This is a genomic window from Kitasatospora sp. NPDC127116, from assembly GCF_042677365.1.
Taxonomy (GTDB): Bacteria; Actinomycetota; Actinomycetes; order Streptomycetales; family Streptomycetaceae; genus Kitasatospora; species Kitasatospora lactacystinica.
In genome coordinates this window covers 61403-79867 of record NZ_JBHXTL010000026.1, presented here as the reverse complement: position 1 = coordinate 79867, position 18465 = coordinate 61403, and the positions used below count along the sequence as shown (strand labels likewise).

At 74.2% G+C, this 18465-nt stretch carries 16 protein-coding genes, 1 tRNA gene and 1 riboswitch; of the genes, 6 read left to right on the top strand and 11 right to left on the bottom strand.

Translation table 11 applies throughout. The annotated features are described in order from the left end of the window. Nucleotides 1–39: 39 nt before the first annotated feature. The 4 genes from ACFVHV_RS13695 to ACFVHV_RS13680 all read right to left on the bottom strand — a co-directional run bounded on the left by ACFVHV_RS13695 (nt 40) and on the right by ACFVHV_RS13680 (nt 4473). Complete coding sequence (locus ACFVHV_RS13695) at nt 40–1701, bottom strand: long-chain fatty acid--CoA ligase (protein WP_359897804.1); 1662 nt, start codon at nt 1699–1701, stop codon at nt 40–42. 128 nt (nt 1702–1829) lie between these two features. Then, nucleotides 1830–1970: a hypothetical protein gene (locus ACFVHV_RS13690; protein WP_359897803.1), complete on the bottom strand. Its 141-nt coding sequence runs from the start codon at nt 1968–1970 to the stop codon at nt 1830–1832. A 320-nt stretch (nt 1971–2290) separates the two neighbouring features. After that, nucleotides 2291–3556 carry a hypothetical protein gene (locus ACFVHV_RS13685; RefSeq protein WP_380351262.1) on the bottom strand — a complete coding sequence of 422 codons (1266 nt, stop codon included), beginning with the start codon at nt 3554–3556 and terminating at the stop codon, nt 2291–2293. Between the two features lie 44 nt (nt 3557–3600). Next, on the bottom strand, nt 3601–4473 hold the full coding sequence (locus ACFVHV_RS13680) for a DUF1906 domain-containing protein (RefSeq protein ID WP_380351261.1): 873 nt from the start codon (nt 4471–4473) through the stop codon (nt 3601–3603). Between the two features lie 152 nt (nt 4474–4625). Between ACFVHV_RS13680 and ACFVHV_RS13675 the strand changes: the two genes are divergently transcribed. Continuing rightward, complete coding sequence (locus ACFVHV_RS13675) at nt 4626–5693, top strand: DMT family transporter (protein WP_380351259.1); 1068 nt, start codon at nt 4626–4628, stop codon at nt 5691–5693. A gap of 64 nt (nt 5694–5757) precedes the next feature. Here the strand turns inward: ACFVHV_RS13675 and ACFVHV_RS13670 are convergent, their stop codons facing one another. Together ACFVHV_RS13670 and ACFVHV_RS13665 are read right to left on the bottom strand one after the other, a co-directional pair. Beyond that, nucleotides 5758–6543: a pyridoxal 5'-phosphate synthase gene (locus ACFVHV_RS13670; protein WP_380351257.1), complete on the bottom strand. Its 786-nt coding sequence runs from the start codon at nt 6541–6543 to the stop codon at nt 5758–5760. Nucleotides 6544–7005: 462 nt separating this feature from the next. After that, nucleotides 7006–7335 (bottom strand): hypothetical protein, encoded by a 330-nt coding sequence (locus tag ACFVHV_RS13665; RefSeq protein ID WP_359897797.1) that lies wholly within the window; start codon nt 7333–7335, stop codon nt 7006–7008. Between ACFVHV_RS13665 and ACFVHV_RS13660 the strand changes: the two genes are divergently transcribed. Beyond that, a complete protein-coding gene (locus ACFVHV_RS13660; protein WP_359897795.1) occupies nt 7334–7489 on the top strand; it encodes a hypothetical protein in 156 nt (51 codons plus the stop codon). The genes ACFVHV_RS13665 and ACFVHV_RS13660 overlap by 2 nt on opposite strands. Before the next feature lie 303 nt (nt 7490–7792). Here the strand turns inward: ACFVHV_RS13660 and ACFVHV_RS13655 are convergent, their stop codons facing one another. The 5 genes from ACFVHV_RS13655 to ACFVHV_RS13635 all read right to left on the bottom strand — a co-directional run bounded on the left by ACFVHV_RS13655 (nt 7793) and on the right by ACFVHV_RS13635 (nt 13545). After that, a complete protein-coding gene (locus ACFVHV_RS13655) occupies nt 7793–9157 on the bottom strand; it encodes an FAD-binding oxidoreductase (RefSeq protein WP_380351255.1) in 1365 nt (454 codons plus the stop codon). A gap of 126 nt (nt 9158–9283) precedes the next feature. Next, the gene (locus tag ACFVHV_RS13650) at nt 9284–10501 is read right to left on the bottom strand and encodes an MFS transporter (protein ID WP_380351253.1); all 1218 of its coding nucleotides are present in this window, start codon (nt 10499–10501) and stop codon (nt 9284–9286) included. Nucleotides 10502–10546: 45 nt separating this feature from the next. After that, nucleotides 10547–11374, bottom strand: a complete 828-nt coding sequence (locus ACFVHV_RS13645; RefSeq protein ID WP_380351251.1) for a MerR family transcriptional regulator — start codon at nt 11372–11374, stop codon at nt 10547–10549. A 163-nt stretch (nt 11375–11537) separates the two neighbouring features. Further along, nucleotides 11538–11625, bottom strand: a tRNA-Ser gene (locus ACFVHV_RS13640). 63 nt (nt 11626–11688) lie between these two features. Beyond that, nucleotides 11689–13545 carry a S1C family serine protease gene (locus ACFVHV_RS13635; protein ID WP_380351249.1) on the bottom strand — a complete coding sequence of 619 codons (1857 nt, stop codon included), beginning with the start codon at nt 13543–13545 and terminating at the stop codon, nt 11689–11691. A gap of 244 nt (nt 13546–13789) precedes the next feature. Beyond that, nucleotides 13790–13934: riboswitch (TPP riboswitch) on the top strand. Here ACFVHV_RS13635 and ACFVHV_RS13630 point away from each other — a divergent pair. The 4 genes from ACFVHV_RS13630 to ACFVHV_RS13615 all read left to right on the top strand — a co-directional run bounded on the left by ACFVHV_RS13630 (nt 13927) and on the right by ACFVHV_RS13615 (nt 18287). After that, a complete protein-coding gene (locus ACFVHV_RS13630) occupies nt 13927–15345 on the top strand; it encodes a cytosine permease (protein WP_359897790.1) in 1419 nt (472 codons plus the stop codon). Its footprint overlaps the riboswitch before it by 8 nt. A 141-nt stretch (nt 15346–15486) precedes the next feature. Further along, a complete protein-coding gene (locus ACFVHV_RS13625; RefSeq protein ID WP_359897789.1) occupies nt 15487–16311 on the top strand; it encodes a glycerophosphodiester phosphodiesterase family protein in 825 nt (274 codons plus the stop codon). A 341-nt stretch (nt 16312–16652) separates the two neighbouring features. After that, nucleotides 16653–17234, top strand: a complete 582-nt coding sequence (locus ACFVHV_RS13620) for an ATP-binding protein (protein ID WP_380351247.1) — start codon at nt 16653–16655, stop codon at nt 17232–17234. Nucleotides 17235–17303: 69 nt separating this feature from the next. Then, the gene (locus ACFVHV_RS13615) at nt 17304–18287 is read left to right on the top strand and encodes a DUF5926 family protein (protein WP_359897787.1); all 984 of its coding nucleotides are present in this window, start codon (nt 17304–17306) and stop codon (nt 18285–18287) included. Nucleotides 18288–18465 lie beyond the last annotated feature (178 nt).

The window sequence follows — 18465 nt, the reverse complement described above, 5'->3', positions numbered from 1 at the left end:
CCCCCGTTCCGTACGGGGGCGGCCGGCCCTTTCGGCCGGTCACTCCTTGCCGAGCACCGTGACGTCCAGCTCCTGCGCCGCGTAGCCGGCCCGGATCACCTTCTTGTCGAACTTGCCGACCGAGGTCTTCGGCACCGACTCCACGATCGCCCAGCGCTCCGGCAGCTGCCAGGAGGCGATCCGCTCGCCCAGGAAGGCCCGCAGCTCCTTCAGGCCGACGGCCGCGCCCGGGCGCAGCACCACGGTCGCCAGCGGGCGCTCGCCCCACTTCTCGTCCGGGACGGCGACCACGGCGGCCTCGGCCACGTCGGGGTGGGCCATCAGGGCGTTCTCCAGCTCGACCGAGGAGATCCACTCGCCGCCGGACTTGATGACGTCCTTGGCCCGGTCGGTGAGGGTCAGGTAGCCGTCCGCGGTGATCGTGCCGACGTCGCCGGTGCGCAGCCAGCCGTCCTCGGAGAACTTGTCGTCCGGGCGGACCGGGTCCTGGCCGGCGCCGCCGTAGTACGCCCCGGCGATCCACGGGCCGCGCACCTCCAACTCGCCCGCCGAGACGCCGTCATGCGGCATCCGCTCGCCGCCCGGGCCGATCAGCCGGGCCTCGACGGAGGCCGGGAAGACGCCCTGGGTGACCCGGTACGGCCACTCCTGCTCGGGGGTGAGGCCGCCCGGCGGCTGGGCGAAGGAGCCGAGCGGGGAGGTCTCGGTCATGCCCCAGGCGTGCAGCACCCGGATGCCGTGGCGCTCCTCGTAGGCCTTCATCAGCGACGGCGGACAGGCGCTGCCGCCGATGACCACCATGCGCAGGCTGGAGGTGTCGTAGTCGCCCGCGTCGAGTTCGTCCAGCAGGCCGGCCCAGATGGTGGGGACGGCGGCGCTGACGGTCGGGCGGACGGCGGCGATCATCTCGGCCATCGGCTTGGGCTGGAGGAAACGATCCGGCATGAGCAGGTTGGCGCCGGACATGAAGGCCGCGTGCGGGATGCCCCAGGCCTGGACGTGGAACATCGGCACCACCGGCAGCGCGGTGTCGCGCGGGGTGAAGGCGAAGTTGTCGCCGGTGTTCACCTGGAGGCAGTGCAGGTAGACCGAGCGGTGGCTGTAGAGCACGCCCTTCGGGTCCCCGGTGGTGCCGGAGGTGTAGCAGAGCACGGCGGCCCGCCGCTCGTCGATGTCGTGCTGCCACGGGTACTCGGTGGGCCGGCCGGCGATCAGCTCCTCGTAGTCGTGCACCGCGCCCGCGAAGCCGGCCAGCACCGAGCGGTCGCCGGGGCCGCTCACCACGATGTGCCTGAGGGTCGGCGCGAGGTCCGGGAGGACGGCGGCGAGCAGCGGCAGGACGGAGCCGTTGACGATGATCACGCGGTCGGCGGCGTGGTTGACGATGAACGACAGCTGTTGGGAGGGCAGCCGCAGGTTCAGCGTGTGCAGCACGGACCCCATCGCGGGGACGGCGAGGTACGCCTCCAGGTGCTCGGTGTTGTTCCACATCAAGGTGGCCACCCGGTCGTCCGCGGTCACCCCCAGCTCGTCGCGCAGCGCGCACGCGAGCTGCGCGGCCCGCGCGCCGACCTCGGCATAGGTCCGGACGACCGGCCCCGTGCCGTCCCAGGTGGTCACGGTCGAGCGGCCGTGGATCGTCGACCCGTGCTCCAGGATTCGGGCGACGGTGAGCGGTACGTCCTGCATCGTGCTGAACACGGGTCCTCCTCGACCTGGCGGCACTGGGGGCTGCGCCTGCGGCACCTACCGGGCGGTAATGCGCGCCGACGTGCCCGATTGTGCCGCCCCCACCCCCCGCTGTCAGTATCCCGGCCCCGTTGCACGGATCACGGATTCGTCCCGGTTCCGCCCTCCGCCCGCTGCCGCACCCCCTCCGGCAGCTCGGCCCCGACCGCGGCGCGATGCCGATCGGTGAAGATCCACACCTGCCCGCCGCCGGCCAACGCCGCCGTCAGCACCAGGGCCACGAGCGCTCCGCTCCGTCGATGCGACTTCCGATGCCCCGTCACTTCTTCGGCTGTCCACCGACGGTCGTGAGCACGCTCCTGCGGCCCCCGCGTTCGTCGCCGGGCGCTGTCGGCGCCGGTCCCGGGGACGGGGCCGGTACCGGCGTGCCGGCCTTGGCCACCGGCCCGCCGCCGAAAACCTCCCAGATCCTGTTCGACACCCGATCCCCCCGGTTCTTCCGGTTCCGCGCCGTCCGGACGAACCTATCCGGGGCGCGGGCGGTGATCCGGCGAATCGTCGAACAGACGGCGATGAACGGCTCGGTGCGGCGGCGGGGAGGTCAGGGGAGGTCGGGGCGGGTGAGGCGGAGGGAGTTGGCGGGGTCGGGGAGGTAGGCGGGGTCGAGGGTCCAGCCCTGCTCGGCGGCGATGCGCAGGGCCTGGTGGGCGCCGGCGCCGCGGTAGGTGGCGCGCTTGAGCTGGATGCGGTGCGCGGGGGTGGTGCCGGGCGTGGTGCCGGGGGTGCGGGCGGCGGCGGCGCGGATGCGGGTGGCGTCGCGTTCGAGGATGCGGCGGATGTGGCGGTCCCAGGCGGCGGGGCTGTTGGTGAACTCGGCGCGGAAGGCGCGCGGGCCGACGGTCCAGCGGGCGCCCCAGCGGTCCCAGTGGTCGGGCTCGGGGCGGCTCACCCAGCAGGTGAGCAGGCCGTACACCGGGACGTAGAGGACCTGGAGCAGGAGGACGAACGGCAGCAGCGGCGCGAAGCGGACCGGCTGCGGGCCCCACGGGGTGCCGGGGGCGGCGGGCGGGTCCTGCGGGGAGGGGGCGTTCAGGGCGGCCGGGGCGGGGAAGTGGCGGGCGAGGCGGACGTGCCCGGTGTCCGTCCCGGACGCCACGCCGTGCCAGCCGTGCCGCTCCGCGAGCCGGACCACGCCGGCCGCGCCGAGACCGCGGTAGAACCGCAGCGGGAGTCCGACCCGCATCACCCGGCCGAGGTCGGCCCGCACCTCGCCGTCGCCGGCCGCGTGCGCCGCCTCGGCGGCGGCGATCCGGCGGGCCAGGATCGGGGCGACGTAGCGCTCCCAGTGCTCCGGCCTGCCGGAGAGCTCGGCCCGCAGCCGGCGGGGCGGGACGAAGCTGCGGTTGACCTTCAGCCAGCCGTCGGAGTCGGGGCCTCCCCCGCTGTAGTCCGCGAGGAGCAGGACGACGAAGAGCAGCACCAGGCCGAGGACCCAGAGCGGCGCGTAGACCCACTGGAGGACGAACTGGACCAGCACGGCCAGGCGGTTGCGGCGCGGCGCGGGGCCGGGGAAGCCGCCGGGGCGGCCGGCTCCGGGCTCCGGCGGGGTGCCGAACCGGTCGGCGGCGTACGGCTGTTGGGGGGCGGGCTGGGCCGGGTGGACCGGGTGGGCCTGTTGCGCCGGGACGGCCTGCGGCTGCCGGGGCGGGTAGGACTGCGGCGGTGGCACCGGCTGCGCGTACGGGTTCTGCTCGTACGGGTTCTGCGCGTAGTGGTGCTGTCCGTACGGCGGCTGTCCGTACGGGTTCTGCGGTGGCGGCGCGCCGTACCCGCCGGTGCTGCCGCCGTACCCCTGCCCGTTCGCCATGCCGTTCCCCCGTGCTCGATCGGGGGCCACCCTACCGGCGGGGCTCAGTGGGCGGTCGGGCCGTCCACGTGGTTGCGGTCGACGGTGAGGGTGGCGCCGCCGAAGGTCTCCTCGACGTTCCCGTGGTACTGGTGGACGCGCTGGTGCAAGCTCCAGAGGTCGGGGGCGAGGCCGCCGGAGCCGTCGGTGTCGGCCCGGTCGTCCCAGCGGGCGTACCAGAGCGCGTCGGGCATCGGGGAGCTGCCGGCGCGGGCGGCGGCGGCGAGGTCCGCGATGCCGGAGTCGAGGCTGGAGTAGAAGCCGGAGCGGTAGTCGGCGTCGTGCAGGGCCGCGGTCCAGCCGAGGGTGAAGTCGACCACGGCCTGGCCGCAGGCCGGGTCGCGCATCGGGTAGGCCTCGATGTCCAGGTAGACCGGGCTGCCCTTGGCGAGTCCGAGCGCGCGCAGGGCCCGGGCGGCCTCCTCCGCCTCCTCCCGGCCCTGCTCGGCGGCCTTCGCCGGGTCGATCCGCTTGGGCTTGCGGCCCGGTTCGGCGCACGGCGCCTGCAGTCCGACGTGCACCGGCAGGAACCGCCAGCCCAGCGCCCGCGCCTGGCGCACCCACTCGGCGGTGAGCCGGGGCTGGTCGCAGCCGCGCTGGGAGCCGCTGGTGTAGATGCCGACCGCCCCGTACGGGGAGGCGTCGCGCCAGGTCGTCAGGGTGTCGAGCGACGGTGCGGTGCAGGCGTCGAAGGCGGGGCCGCTCCAGGTGTCGCGGACCCGGGGCGGGCCGGACCGGTCGGGCAGCGTGACGGCCCGGATGCGGGGGGCGGCGACGGCGGCCGGGACGGTGGCTTCGGCGTTCACGCCCGTCCCGTCGGTGGCCAGCAGGAGCACGAGGGCGGCGGCGAGGAGGGCGGCGGGGCGGAGAAGGCGCACCCCGCCTTGATACTGACGGTCCGTCGGGGGCTTGCCGCAACCACGCCGCAGCGCCCGCGCGAGTCCACCCTTTCGGACGCACCCGTCCGCATCCGTCCCGATTTTTGTAACGAGCTTGCCCGTTCATCACTCCTTACGGCAAACTCACAAATATGCCCACCTCCCATACCAGCGAAACCCCTGCCGCCTCGTCGTCGGCCGCCGCCGTCGCCGAGGCCCTGGCCATGCCGCCCGCCCCCAAGGGCGAGCCTGCCGGCGAGCGGGGAAGCTGGCGACGAGGTGGGGCCTCCGGCCCCGCGGCGCCACCCGGGATCGACCCCGGCCGGTCCACCGGCCGGCTCGGCAAGGTCCTGCGGCGCCCGGAGAGGATCCCGGCGCCGCTTCTCTGTCTGACCGCGATGTTCCTGGTGCAGACCGGCATCGCCCTGTCCAAGCCGCTGTTCGGCCCGCTCGGCGTCAGCGGCACGACCTTCCTGCGGCTCGGCTTCGCCGCCGTCATCCTGCTCGCCGTCACCCGGCCCCGGCTCCGCGACAAGCGCCCGCGCGACCTCGTCGCGGCCGCGCTGCTCGGCGTGGCCTCGGCCGGAATGACCTTCCTGTTCGCCGGGGCGATCGACCGGCTGCCGATGGGCACCGCCGCCACCATCGAGTTCCTCGGCCCGCTCGCGGTCGCCCTGGTCTTCGCCCGGCGCGCCAGCCACCTGCTCTGGGCGCTGCTCGCCGCCGCGGGCGTGGTGCTGCTGACCCTGCTCGGCGAGGGGGACGGCGGCGGGTCGCTCGACCCGGTCGGCCTGCTCTACGCCTTCGGAGCGGCCGCCTGCTACGCCCTGTACATCATGTTCACCGACAAGGTGGGAGCGACCTTCCAGGGCTTCCAGGGCCTGGCGGTGTCGATGACGGTCGGCGCGCTGGCGCTGGCACCCTTCGGGCTCGGCCAGGCCTGGGACGGGCTGACCGCGCCCGGCGCCTCGCCACTGGGGCTGCTCGCCGCGGTGGCCGGGGTGTCGCTGCTGCTGCCGGTGATCCCGTACGCGCTGGAGATGACCGCGCTGCGACGGATGCCGCAGCGGGTGTTCAGCGTGCTGGTCAGCCTGGAGCCGGCGGTCAGCGCGCTGGTCGGGCTGGTGGTGCTGGGCCAGTTGCTGGGCGTGCCGCAGCTGGCCGGGATCGGCTGTGTGGTCGCGGCCAGCGTGGGCGCCACGCTGACCGGGCGGCGGTAGCCGCGCCTCCCCGGAGGACGTCAGCCCCGGGTGCTCCTCCGGGGAGGCGCGCCCCGGGGACGCCCTACGGCCAGAGCAGGGTGCGCGACCACTCCGGGGAACTGACCGGGCCGGTACGGGTGTAGCGCAGCCGGATGTGCCGGCGCTGGGCGTCGCCCTGCCAGAACTCCACCTCGTGCGCCCACAGGGTGTAGACCGCGTGCCCCGCCGCGACCGCGTCCGGGTACGTCTCCAGCCGGCGACGGGCGACCGCCTCCGCCTCGTCGTACTCGTCGACCGAGCCCAGCGGCTCGCTCTGCCGCCCGACCAGCGCGCCGACCCGGGCGGCGGGCGAGCGGGTGGCGAACTCGGCGGCGGCGACCAGGTCGGCGGCCCGCTCGACGGTGCCGCGCACCCGGACCTGGCGGCCCAGCTGCGGCCAGTAGACGGTCAGCGCGGCGGCCGGGTGACCGGCGAGCTGACGGCCCTTGGGGCTGTCGGCGGCCGCGGAGAAGTTCCAGCCGGTGCCGGCCGCGTCGACGTCGCGCAGCACCAGCACCCGGGCGTCCGGCATGCCGTCGGCGTCGACGGTCGAGAGGGTGAAGGCCTGCGGGTCCAGCACCCCGGCGTGCAGCGCGGTGGCGAGCCAGTCCACGAACAGCGGGCCGGGCTCGGTGGGGGCGGCCGCATGGTCGAAGGAGGGCAGCGGGCGAGCCATCGGCGGACGGCCGAGCAGCAGCTCGGGGACGGACCTGGGCCCGGGCCGGTGCTCGTGGACCGGCTCGGCAGACGGCTCCGGGCGCGTGGCCGCGGGCTCCGGTGCAGGCCTGGCCTCGCCCGGGCCCGTCAGGCCCTCCTCCTCCGCCGCCATCGCGCGCCCTTCCTTCCGATTGCCGCGGTCGCCGCCCCGGCCGGGCCGGCCCTTCGGGCCCGGGCACGTGGTGCGCTGTCGGAGCGCAACCGTACCGCCGTGCACCCACGGCTCCGGGCGCGGGCCCTCGGTGGACGGATCCGGGCCGGTCGGCGGGCGGTTCCGGGACGGGCGCCGGACGCGCCGGCACCGGCACCGGTACCGGCACCGGACACACTCGTGGGCGGTGCCGCCATCGGCACCGCCCACGAGGCCGGTTTCGCGGTGACCCTTTCCGCGGCCGGTCGAATGCGCTGTTCCCTCTGCTGTACTGCGGTGGTACCTCGGTTTCCGTTACGACCGTTCCAACCGATCCGACCGTTCCGACCCGGTCCGGGCCCGTCCGCGGCTGCTCAGCTCAGCCGCGGCCACCCACGTCCGGCGCCCCCGCCTTCCGTGGTGCCCGGTGCCGCATCACGGCGGTCAGTTGAAGGTCGGGGCGACGACGACGTTGACGTCCTTGTTGCCCTGACCGGCCTGGACGTTCCCCGCGTTGTCCTTCACCGCGACGGTGTTGTCCTGGTTCGAGCCGCCGGAACCGGTGGCGGTCTGCTGGGTGGAGACGTAGTTGCCGTCGACCCCGCCGAACACGTTGCCGGTACCGGTGTTGGAGACCGCTCCGGCGTTGGAGCCGCCCTCGGCACCCGCGCCGTCGGCGGCGGCGGCACCACCGGCACCGGCCAGCAGCAGACCGGCCGCGAGCGGGCCGGCGAACAGTAGTCCGGCTGTTCGACGGGTACGGATGCGAGCCATGAATGCCTCCAAGGAGCTGTTCACCGGGCAATGGTCGATCAAGGTGCGCAAGGTTCGTCGACCGGACGAACACCTGCGGGCTGCGACGCCGGAACACAGCCTTCCGCAACAAATCGACAAAGCACTAGCTCCCACAGCGATTTTCCCCCGTTAGCGTGATATCCAGCCGAGCGACGCATGGCGGCCGCGAAACCGGACCCTGCGTCGATGCACCCCGTCCGAGCTGGGAATTCACCCGGACGGCCGAGGATCGGGGCAGCTCGGCGAGCGGCGCAAACGGCGTCACACGGTCCGCTGGCCGCACCACCCCGGCGCATGCGAACCCGTGAACGCGCCCCCGAAAAGTTCGATCACCCTTCCATGTCGACTTTCCGACCATTCACGGACCATCGGAATGTCACACCGGGGCGGCAGGAGTGAAGGCCCCGTCTGATCCGACGAGATGACTCAGTGGAAATCAGATCATCTTGCCGGGATTCAGAATTCCCAGCGGATCGAAGACCGCCTTCAGCTGCCGCTGCAGGTCCAGCGCCACCGGGCCCAGCTCACGGGCCAGCCAGTCCCGTTTCAGCAGCCCCACCCCGTGCTCCCCGGTGATCGTGCCGCCCAGCTCCAGCCCGAGCGCCATGATCTCGTCGAAGGAGCGCTGGGCACGGGCCGTCTGCTCCTCGTCCGAGGCGTCGAAGATGACGATCGGGTGGGTGTTGCCGTCCCCCGCATGACTGACCACCCCGATGGTCAGCCCGTGCCGCTCGGCGATCGCCGCGACACCGTTCAGCATCTCCGCCAGCCGGGAACGCGGCACGGCCACGTCGTCGATCATCGTGGTGCCCAGCCGGTCCAGCGCGGGCAACGCCATCCGCCGGGCGGCCAGCAGCAGATCGGACTCCGCCTGGTCCTCGGCCGGCACCACCTCCGTCGCCCCGGACTCCCGGCACAGCTCCGCGACCCGCGCCAGCTCGGCCACCCGGTCCGGCCCGTCGAAGGCCACCAGCAGCAGCGCCCGGGTGGACTCCGGCAGGCCCATCCGACCCAACTCGTTGACGGCCCGCACCGAGACCGCGTCCATCAGCTCCATCAGCGACGGGGTCAGCCCGCGCGCCATCACCTCGCAGACCGCCGCCCCGGCCGCGTCCGCACTCGGGAACTCCGCCGCCAGGGCCAACTGCGGAGCGGGCGCCGGCCGCAGCGACAGAACCGCCCGGACCACCACACCGAGCGTCCCCTCCGAGCCGACGAACAGCCTGGTCAGGTCGTACCCGGCCACGCCCTTCGCCGTCCGGCGCCCGGTGGACAGCAGCCGCCCGTCCGCCAGCACCACGTCCAGCCCGAGCACGTACTCGCTGGTGACGCCGTACTTCACGCAGCAGAGCCCGCCCGCCCCGGTACCGATGTTGCCGCCGATCGTGCAGGACTCCCAGCTGGACGGGTCCGGCGGATACGAGAGCCCCAACTCCTCGACAGCACGGGAGAGTTCGGCGTTCACCACACCGGGCTCGACCACCGCGATCCGGTTCACCGGGTCGATCTCCAGGATCCGGTTCAGCTTCACCAGCGACAGCACGACGCAGCCGTCCACCGCGTTCGCCGCACCCGACAGCCCGGTCCGGGCCCCCTGCGGCACCACCGGCACGCGCAACTCGGTCGCGGTGCGCAGCACGTGCTGCACCTGCTCGACCGTCTCCGGGAACACCACCACCGCGGGCTGCCCGGCCGCGCAGAAGCCCGCCATGTCGTGGCGGTACGCGGCGGTCACGTCCGGGTCCACCACGACGGCCTCCGCCGGGAGGCCCTGCGCCAGTCGGTCCGTCAGATCACTCATCGCCGCCTCCACTCGCCGCCCGCCCGCCTCCACCTCCGCACTCTGCCCGGACGACCGGGGCCGGGCAAGTGGGCCGCGGGGCGGTTGGGGAACAGGAGGCGAACGAACGGGGGGACGCGGAGTGGCTCAGGCCCGGCGGAGGGCCGGGGTGGCCAGGGCGGTGAGCCCGGCGGCGGCGGTGGCCAGGGCGCAGAGCAGGGTGGGCAGGGCCGCGCCCGCCGCGTCCGCGAGCAGGCCCAGCAGGGAGTTCGAGAGCACCAGTGCCAGGCTCTGCACGAGCGTCAGCAGTGCCTGGACCCGGGAGAGATGGGTCGGCGGCGCGCCGGTCAGCACGAGCGGGCCGAGGTGGCAGGCGAACAGCCCCGAGCCGAGGCCCGCCACCGCGCTGCCGGCCACCGCCGCCACCGGCCCCGCGGCCGACGCCAGCAGCGCGATCCCCACCGAGGCCGCGCAGAGCCCGGCCGCCGCCCCCACCCCCGCCCGGGGCAAGGGGCCCCGCCGGGCGATCAGGCCGGCCACCGCCAGCACCCCGGCCGCCTGGCCGCCGCCCACCAGTCCCGCCGTCCCGGCCGCCCAGCCGTGTGTCCGGGCGAGCAGCGGACCGAGCAGTGACACCACCGGCAGCAGCGCCCCGGCCGCCGCGCCGGTGAGCAGCAGGGCGGCCCGCAGCAGTGGGTCGGCCACGGCGAGCCGGACGCCGGACGCCGCCTCGCGGAACAGTCCGGCCCGCGGACCGGACGGCCCGTCCTCCGGGGGCCGCACCCGCAGCAGGACCAGCAGCACGACCCCGAAACTCGCCGCGTCCGCCAGCGCCGCGCCGGACAGCCCGCCGGCCGCGACCAGCAGGCCGCCCAGCGGTGCGCCGAGCAGGACGGCGCTCTGCCCGCCGGCCTGCCGCAGGGCGAGCGCCCGGGGCAGCCGGTCCGCGGGCACCAGCCGGCGGGGCATCGAACCGCCGGCCGGGAGGTAAAAAGCGTCGACCGTCCCGATCACGGCCGCCGCCGCGACCAGCAGCCACAGCGGCGTCCCCCGGGAGGCCGCCACCAGGGCCAGCGCACCGGTCGCGACCAGCATCACCGTGTCCCCGGCGAGCATCACCCGACGGGCGCCGAAGCGGTCCGCGACCGCGCCGCCCAGCAGGACCAGCGCGGTGCGCGGCACCGTGATCGCCGTCAGGACCAGCCCGGCCGCGCCGCCGCCGTGCGCGGAGGCGGCCCAGCCGAGGGCGAAGTACAGCGCGGCGTCACCCAGCAGTCCGGCCTGGACACCGGCCAGCCAGAGCAGGTACCTCCGCGGCAGCGCGGCCCGCGGAGCGACAGTGGCAGTGGCAGTGGCAGTGGTCATGCCGGGCGACGCTAGGGCCCTCGACCCGGTCGAGGGCAAGCGCGGCTACCGCCGGACCACCGGCTCCTGCAGCTCGGTGACCCACCCGGCCCGGTCCTCCGGGCACTCCAGGTACAGCTCCCGGGCGTAGCCGGCCGAGCGGTAGCCGTTCTCCTCGATGAAGCGGGCCAGTTCCTGGCCGGTGCCCAGCACGTCGTCCATCGGGCCGCGGTGCACGATCGTCGCCGCCTCCTCGATCGGCGGCAGGTCGAGCACCTCGAAGTCGTGCTCACCCGGCCGCACCGACGGGCCCACCGGGACGGCCACCAGGACCAGCACCGAGCCGTCGCCCTCCGGCGCGTCCTGGTAGCGGGCGACGGACGGGCCGGCCGCCTCGACCCCGGCCGCGGCCAGCCTCCGGCACAGTTCGGCGAACAGCGGCCCGATCACCGGGCCGATGTCCTCCGGCTCGTAACTCGCGGCCGCACCGGCCAGTTGGGCCACCCGGACGGACGGCACCCGCTTCACCACGACATCGTGTGCGGACATGGTCCCCTCGCTCTCGATCGTCCGGAGCCTCGCCTCCACCCGGGCCAGCCGCAGCTCGTCGGCGGCGATCGCCTCGGCGAGCTGGGCCCGCCGCAGCCGCAGCATGCCGCGCAGTTCGGCCGCGTCCACCTGCTCGTCCAGCACGGCGCGCACCTGCTGCAGGGTGAAGCCGAGCTCCTTGAGCGCGATCACCCGGTTGAGCCGGGCGAGTTGGGACGCCTCGTAGGAGCGGTACCCGCTGATCGGGTCCACCCGGGCGGGCCGCAGCAGCCCGATCGCGTCGTAGTGGCGCAGCATCCGTACCGACACCCGGCCGTGGCTGGCGAAGTCTCCGATGTTCAACATGATGCGCCCACTCCATCCCCTGCCACCGTGTCAGGGTCAACCCGGCCGCGCGCATCCGTTCCACGACGGTTCCGAGGCCGGCGCCCGCGACCGCCCGGGAAACACCGAGGGCGGGTGCCGAGCGAACTCGGCACCCGCCCTGAGCAGGTGGTTCTCCTACCGGCGGAGAGCGTGGGATTCGAACCCACGGTACGGGGTCACCGCACGACAGTTTTCAAGACTGTTCCCTTAGGCCGCTCGGGCAGCTCTCCAGGCGGAGGTCAGCCTAACGGGTCCGGCGGGGTTCGGCGCACACGTTTCGGTGCGGGCGGGGGTCACGACTGGTCGCCCTCGCGCTGACCGAGGGTGACCTTGGTGTTGAAGGTCTGGCCGTTGCGGGTGTACTCGACGTCGACGGTCTCGCCGGGCTTGTGCGTCCAGATCCGGCTGACCAGGGCCGGGCCGTTGTCGATCGGCACGCCGCCGAGCTTGGTGATGACGTCGCCCGGCTTGAGGCCGGCCTTGTCGGCCGCGCCGCCGGGGGTGACGGCCGGCTGGCCCTGGATGTCCTTGGTCTGGATCTGCGCGCCGTCGCCCTTGTAGTCGTCGTTGCGCAGCACGTCGAGCTTGGCGTAGACCGGCTTGCCGGTCTTGATCAGGGTGTCCGCGACCCACTTGGCCTGGTTGATCGGGATGGCGAAGCCCAGGCCGATGCTGCCGGCCCGGCCGTTGGCGGAGGCGTTGGACTGGATCGCCGAGTTGATGCCGATCACCGCGCCGCCGGAATCGAGCAGCGGGCCGCCGGAGTTGCCGGGGTTGATCGAGGCGTCGGTCTGCAGGGCGTTCATGTACGAGGCCTGCGAGCCGGTGTCGTCGCCGGAGGCCACCGGGCGGTCCTTGGCGCTGATGATGCCGCTGGTGACGGTGGACTCCAGGCCGTACGGCGCACCGATCGCGACGGTGGCGTCACCGACGTTGACCTTGTCGGAGTCGGCCAGCGGCAGCGGGGTCAGCTTGCTCTTCGGCGGGTTGTCGATCTTGACCACGGCGACGTCGTAGCCCTCGGCGTGGCCCAGCACCGAGGCGCTGTAGGAGCTGCCGTCGGCGAACTTGACGGTCAGTTTGCCGCCGTTGAGGGTCGGCGCGACCACGTGGTTGTTGGTGAGGATGTGGCCCTCGGTGTCGAAGACGAAGCCGGTGCCGGTGCCCGACTCGCCGTTGCCCTGCGCCTTGATGGTGACGACGCTGGGCAGCGCCTTCTGCGCGATGGCGGCGATCGAGCCGGGGGCGGGCTCGTTCTTCTGGGTGTCGCTGGCCTGCACGGTGGTGCTGCGGTGGTCGTTCGCGGAGCTGCCGCGGTCGGTGTTGTCGGTGACGGTCACGCCGAGCACGCCGCCGGCCACACCGGCGACCAGCGCGACGGCCGCGATCAGGGCGACCAGGCCGCCGCGCTTCTTGCGCGGGCCGCCGGGGCCGACCGGACCGCCGGGGTGGTCCGCCGGGTAGCCGAGCGGGCCCGCCGGGCCGCCGGGGTAGCCCGCGCCGCCGGCGGTGGAGTCGTGGGTGGGGCCCCAGCCGCCGAGCGGCTGACCGGCCCCGAAGGGGTGGTGGCCGTGTGCGGCGGGGACGGCGGGCGCGACCGGGGCGGCGCCGTAGCCCTCGTGCGCGACGGGGGCGGCCGGAGCGGCGCCGTAGCCCTCGTGCGTGCCGGCCGCCGGGACGCCGTGGGTCGGGGTGGCGTACGGGTTGTCGGCCGGCGGCAGCGCCGGGGCGGCGGGGGCCGCGGCCTGGGCGGGCGCGGCGGGCGGGGCCGCCGGAGCCTGCGGGGCGGGCGGCAGGACCGGCGGCGGCGCGTCGATGTAGCCGGTGACCGGGTCGACGGCCGGCTGCTCGGCGGCGGGCGCCGCGGGGGCCGCGGGGGCCTCCGGTGCGGGCACCTTGGTGAAGGCGACGGTGGGCTTGTGCCCGCCCTCGGCCGGGACACCCTCGGCCGCGACGGCGTCGACGGGCGGTGCCGCCTCGACGGGGGCGGCCTCGACGGCGCCCGACTCCGGCTCGGGCACCCGCCGGAAGGCCATGGTCGGCTGGTGCCCGCCCTGAGCGGGGCCTTCGGAAGCGGACTCGGCCGCCCCCGGCCCGGCGGGCTGCTCCCCCTGCGGCCCGGTGGGCCCAACCTCGCGCTCGGTGCTCACGGACGACCTCCATAGCTGGCAGAACCAAGGACCATAGTTTTTCGCACTGTCGATTCGATTGCCGTAAGGACCCCTCTGAAGAACTCATAAGAATCCTTAGCCGACGCAGACGCCGACACCCGACACCGGCACCGACGCCGGCACCGACGGCCGAGGCTCCCCTCCCCCGCCGGGCGTCCCGCGATGCGGACCGCGCACCCTCGGCCTTGGGCGTTCGCCCCCGTGCCGGTTAGCCTGTCGCTCCAAACTGACACGCGGGAGCTTGGACCCACCAGGCTGAGAGTGCGCATGTCGACCGTACGCCACACGAGTGACGGACGGTCGAGGGGGCGCTGACCGCCGGAACCTGTCCGGGTAATGCCGGCGTAGGGAGTATCGGCCATGCCGCCTGCTTCGCCATCCTCTTCTTCGGGCGCGAACGTTCCCGCCCCCGGTGCGGACGCCTCCGCCGCGGGCGCGACCGCCGTCCTGGAGCGCCCCGAGCACGTCGAAGCGCCCCTGGTGCTGGACACCGAGCCGCCGCGCACGCTGCGCTTCCGGGACCACTTCGCGCTCTGGATGAACCTGGGCGTCAGCCTGATCGGCTTCTCCACCGCCGCCACCGTGCTCGGCGCCCCCGGCAGCGAGCTGTCGCTGGCCGCCGCGGTGACCGCGATCACGGTCGGTACGGCGGTCGGCACCGCGATGCTCGGCGTGGCCTCGCTGATCGGGGCCCGCACCGGCGCCCCCGCGATGGCGAACCTGCGCGGGCTGTTCGGCACCCGGCTGTCGTACCTGCCGACGGTGCTGAACATCGTGCAGTGCATCGGCTGGGGCGTGTTCGAGCTGCTGACCATCTCGGCGGGCGCGCAGACCGTCGCGCACACCACCGGCTACCGCTGGCTGTTCGTCCTGCTCGCGGGCGCGCTGACCACGGCGCTGACCATCTGGCCGCTGGGCTCGATCGCGGTGCTGCGCCGCTTCGTGGCCGGGGCGGTCGCGGTGGCCATGGTGTACTTCACCGTCCAGCTGGGCCGCCAGGGCGTGCCGGACCCGGGGGCGGGCAACTGGCACGGCTTCCTGGGCGCCACCGACGCGATGATCGCCGTTTCGGTCTCCTTCGTCCCGCTGGCCGCCGACTACACCCGGCACTCGCGCTCCCCGCGCTCGGCGTTCTGGGGCAGCTTCTCCGGCTACACGATCGCCCAGGTCTGGTGCTACGTGCTCGGCCTGATGGCGCTGCTGCAGTCGGACGGCGATCCGAACCGGATCTTCGACTCCTTCCTCGGGGTCTGGGCCGGCTGGCTGTTCCTGCTGGTGCTGGTGCTGCGCGAGACGGACCAGTCCTTCGCCAACGTGTACTCGACGGCGATGTCGGTGCAGAACCTGCTGCCGAAGGTGGACCGCCGGGTGCTCTCCGGCGCGATCGGCGCGCTGACCACCGTGCTGGCGCTGCGGATCGACGAGTTCACCGACACCTACTACGGCTTCCTCGGTCTGATCGGCTCGGTGTTCGTGCCGCTGCTGGCGGTGCTCGTGGTGGACTACTTCCTCGGTGCCGGGCGGCGCGGCTGGAACCTCTCCGCCGACGCGCCGTCCCGCTGGCCGATGCTGCTGCCGTGGGCCCTGGGCTTCGCGGTCTACCAGTTCATCGCGCCGACCAAGGTGGCCGGCTGGTGGACGGACTTCTGGACCTCGGCCCAGGAGTCGCTGCACTTCACCCCGCAGGAGTGGACCTCCGCCTCGCTGTTCGCCTTCCTGGTGCCCGCCCTGGTCACCTGGGCGCTCACCCCGCTCTCCCGCCGCGCCGACCGGCACTGAGCGGGCCGCCCCGCACCGGGCGAAGCGGGGGCGGCCCGGCCCCGCGGGCCCGGCCGGGACGGCCCCGCGGGAAGGAAGACGGCCCCACAGGTTGGGGCCGTCTTTGTCCGCGCTTCACCTGTGCCGCCTATCGTTGGGCCTGTGACCAGCCCAGACCTGTCCTCGCCGGCGGCGCGCACCGTGCCGTCCGTCCAGGTGATCGCCCACCGCGGTTCCTCCCACGCCCTGCCCGAGCACACCCTCGCGGCCTACCGGCGCGCGCTCGACGAGGGCGCCGACGCGCTGGAGTGCGATGTCCGGGTCACCGCCGACGGCGCGCTGGTCTGCGTGCACGACCGCCGGATCGGCCGGGTCTCCAACGGCCGGGGCACCGTCTCGGCGATGACCCTCGCCGAGCTGGAGGCCTACGACTTCGGCGCCTGGAAGACCGGCCGCCCCAGCGTCGACCCGGAGCTGCGCGGCGTGCTGCGGCTGGAGCGGCTGCTGGAGCTGGTGGTGGAGTGCGGCCGCCCGGTGGACCTGGCGATCGAGACCAAGCACCCGGTGCGTTTCCGCGGCCGGGTGGAGACCGAGCTGCTGCGGACGCTGGAGCGGTTCGGGATCGGCGCGACCCGGGGCGGCGACCGCCCGTCCGCCCGGATCATGAGCTTCTCCTCGATCGCGCTGAACCGGGTGGCCGCCGCCGCGCCGCAGTACCGGCGGGTGTTCCTGTTCGAGCGGACCCTGCCGCTGCTCGGCCGGCTGCGCGAGGGCTCGCCGCTGCCGGGCGGGGCGCGGATCGCCGGCCCGGGCATCGAGCTGGTGCGGGCCCGCCCGCAGCTGGTGACCAGGCTGCGCGAGCTGGGGCACGAGGTGCACGTGTGGACGGTGGACGAGCCGGCCGACGTCGAGCTCTGCCTGGAGCTCGGGGTGTCCGCGATCATCACCAACCGGCCCGCGGAGGTGCTGGCGCAGCTCGGCCGGTGATCCGCCGACGCGCCCGGGGCCGCACCCGCCCGACCGGTCGCCCCGTCCGGTCACTTGCGTCCGGTCGGCCCGGTCGGCCCGGTCGGATCCTCCCGGTCCGATCACCCCGGTCCGACCACTCCGGTCCGACCACTCTGGTCGGCAGTCAAACCTTCCTTGCGCGAAATTGCCGGAATTCTTGCATCCGGGCGACAGAGGGTGAGCACGGAATGACCTGATGTCGACCGTCGGTCGCCGCACTCGAAATGGGCTCGCGGGATCGTCCGGTGCTCGTTTCCGACGCATTACCAAGGGGCATCTCTCCCTCGGCATACGCTGAAGGAGGTCCGGGGGTGGCGTTGATGGTGGCGCGTGAAGTGCCGACTTCATCGACCATGGCAGTGCCGCACGGCCCAGCGAGTGTCGGGGTCGCACGGCGCCGACTGCGTCGAGATCTGGGTGACCGGCAGATACCGGAACCGGTCATCGATGATGCTGTTCTGATCCTTTCCGAGCTGTTGAGCAACGCCTGTCGATACGCCCGTCCGCTCGGCCCGCTGCCGGCCCTGGGCCGCAGCGGCCGGGCCGAGGTGCTCGGGCAGGTGCTGGTCGGCGTCCCGTCCGGGACGCGCGCCGCACCCGCACCGAGCGGCCGGGAGTCCGCCGAGGGCTCGGACGAGCCGAACGGCGGCGTGCTGGTCCGCTGGCAGATGCACGCCGACGGGGTGCTCACCCTGGAGGTCACGGACGGCGGGGCGACCACTCGGCCGCTGCCCGCGAGTCCCTCGCTGACCTCACGCGGCGGCCGCGGCCTGAGCATCGTCGACCAGCTGGCCAGCGACTGGGGCGTGCGCGACGCCCCCGGCGAGGTCACGGTCTGGGCGGCGCTGCCCGCCCGGGCCCGGCACGCCCGGCGCACCGGGGGCGATGCCCGTAGCGCGTGAGCCGGGCGCGGGGAATGTGTCGTTAGGCTTCCCGGAACACAGGACCACCGTTTCCGGGAGAGCCGCAGCATGGGCAAGAAGGCCGCCAAGAAGGCGCCGCAGCGCCAGTCCACCACCGCCGTCACGGGCGAGATCCCCGTGGTCGGGGCCCGCGAGGACTGCCCCTGCGGCTCCGGCCGCCGGTACAAGGCGTGTCACGGCCGGGAGGCCTCGCACGCGGTGCAGGAGCTGGTGCACCGCCCGTTCGAGGGCCTGTCGGGCGAGGCCGACTGGGTGGCGCTGCGCGAGCTGGTGCCCGCCGCCACGGTGCCGCTGACGCTGGCCGCCGGGGTGGCGGACGGCGCCACCGGTGACGTCCCGTCGGTGACCCTGGCCACCGTGCTGCCGCTGGCCTGGCCGGCCCTGCGCCGCCAGGACGGCTCGATCCTGCTCGGCCTGCAGACCCAGTCCGCCTCCGGCGACCTCAGCCGCGACCTCGCGGACGCCCTTGAGCTGGCCCTGGCCACCGAGCCGGGCAGCCCGGTGCCGGCCCGCCGGACCGTCCCGGGCGGGCGCCGCCTGCAGGACCTGCTGGACGCCGGGGCCGCGTTCACGCCCACCGTGCACACCGGCTTCGAGTTCTGGCTGGAGGACGCCGAGGCCGCCACCGGCGAGGTCGCCGCCTCCCTGGAGCGCGCCAACGCCTCGGCCATCCCGACCGAGAAGCTCGCCGGCGTGGACTCCGCCTACTGGTGCGGCACTCCGGACAAGAACCACCTGCGCTGGGTGATGACCGTGCCGGAGGAGCAGCTGCTGGACGCGCTGGCCCGGCTGAACGCGGCCGGCGAGGCCTCGCTCGGCGCGGACACCCGCCTGGTGGGCTCGTTCCGCGCGCACGGCCTGACCGTCCCGGTGTGGGACCTCCCGCTCGCGATGACCGCCGCCGACTGCGAGAAGCCGGCCGCCGAGTTCGCCGAGCGGCTCGCCGCCGTGCTCGCCGACGGGACCCCGTTGACCGCCGAGGAGCGGCGCGCCCGCGCGAACCTGGTGAACCGTCAGGTCACCCTGAACTAAAGCGCGCAGGATCCGCGTGATACGCGTCACATTGTCGCGGTGAACGCGCAATTTCCGGGCGTGGAGGGCGTCTTGGAAATTGGCGCGGGCGCAGATCCTTGTTACTGTCTAAAGAGTCCGGCCGCTGGTGCATCCCCCGTCGCCAGCGGCCGGATCTTTTGTTTTTCCGGAACGCCCC

Bases quoted from the DNA above. Each gene is read 5' to 3' on its own strand.
- ACFVHV_RS13685 (WP_380351262.1), bottom strand. From the start codon at position 3,556: ATGGCGAACGGGCAGGGGTACGGCGGCAGCACCGGCGGGTACGGCGCG.
- ACFVHV_RS13675 (WP_380351259.1), top strand. From the start codon at position 4,626: ATGCCCACCTCCCATACCAGCGAAACCCCTGCCGCCTCGTCGTCGGCC.
- ACFVHV_RS13670 (WP_380351257.1), bottom strand. From the start codon at position 6,543: ATGGCGGCGGAGGAGGAGGGCCTGACGGGCCCGGGCGAGGCCAGGCCT.
- ACFVHV_RS13660 (WP_359897795.1), top strand. From the start codon at position 7,334: ATGAATGCCTCCAAGGAGCTGTTCACCGGGCAATGGTCGATCAAGGTG.
- ACFVHV_RS13665 (WP_359897797.1), bottom strand. From the start codon at position 7,335: ATGGCTCGCATCCGTACCCGTCGAACAGCCGGACTACTGTTCGCCGGC.
- ACFVHV_RS13655 (WP_380351255.1), bottom strand. From the start codon at position 9,157: ATGAGTGATCTGACGGACCGACTGGCGCAGGGCCTCCCGGCGGAGGCC.
- ACFVHV_RS13650 (WP_380351253.1), bottom strand. From the start codon at position 10,501: ATGACCACTGCCACTGCCACTGCCACTGTCGCTCCGCGGGCCGCGCTG.
- ACFVHV_RS13645 (WP_380351251.1), bottom strand. From the start codon at position 11,374: ATGTTGAACATCGGAGACTTCGCCAGCCACGGCCGGGTGTCGGTACGG.
- ACFVHV_RS13630 (WP_359897790.1), top strand. From the start codon at position 13,927: ATGCCGCCTGCTTCGCCATCCTCTTCTTCGGGCGCGAACGTTCCCGCC.
- ACFVHV_RS13620 (WP_380351247.1), top strand. From the start codon at position 16,653: ATGGTGGCGCGTGAAGTGCCGACTTCATCGACCATGGCAGTGCCGCAC.
- ACFVHV_RS13615 (WP_359897787.1), top strand. From the start codon at position 17,304: ATGGGCAAGAAGGCCGCCAAGAAGGCGCCGCAGCGCCAGTCCACCACC.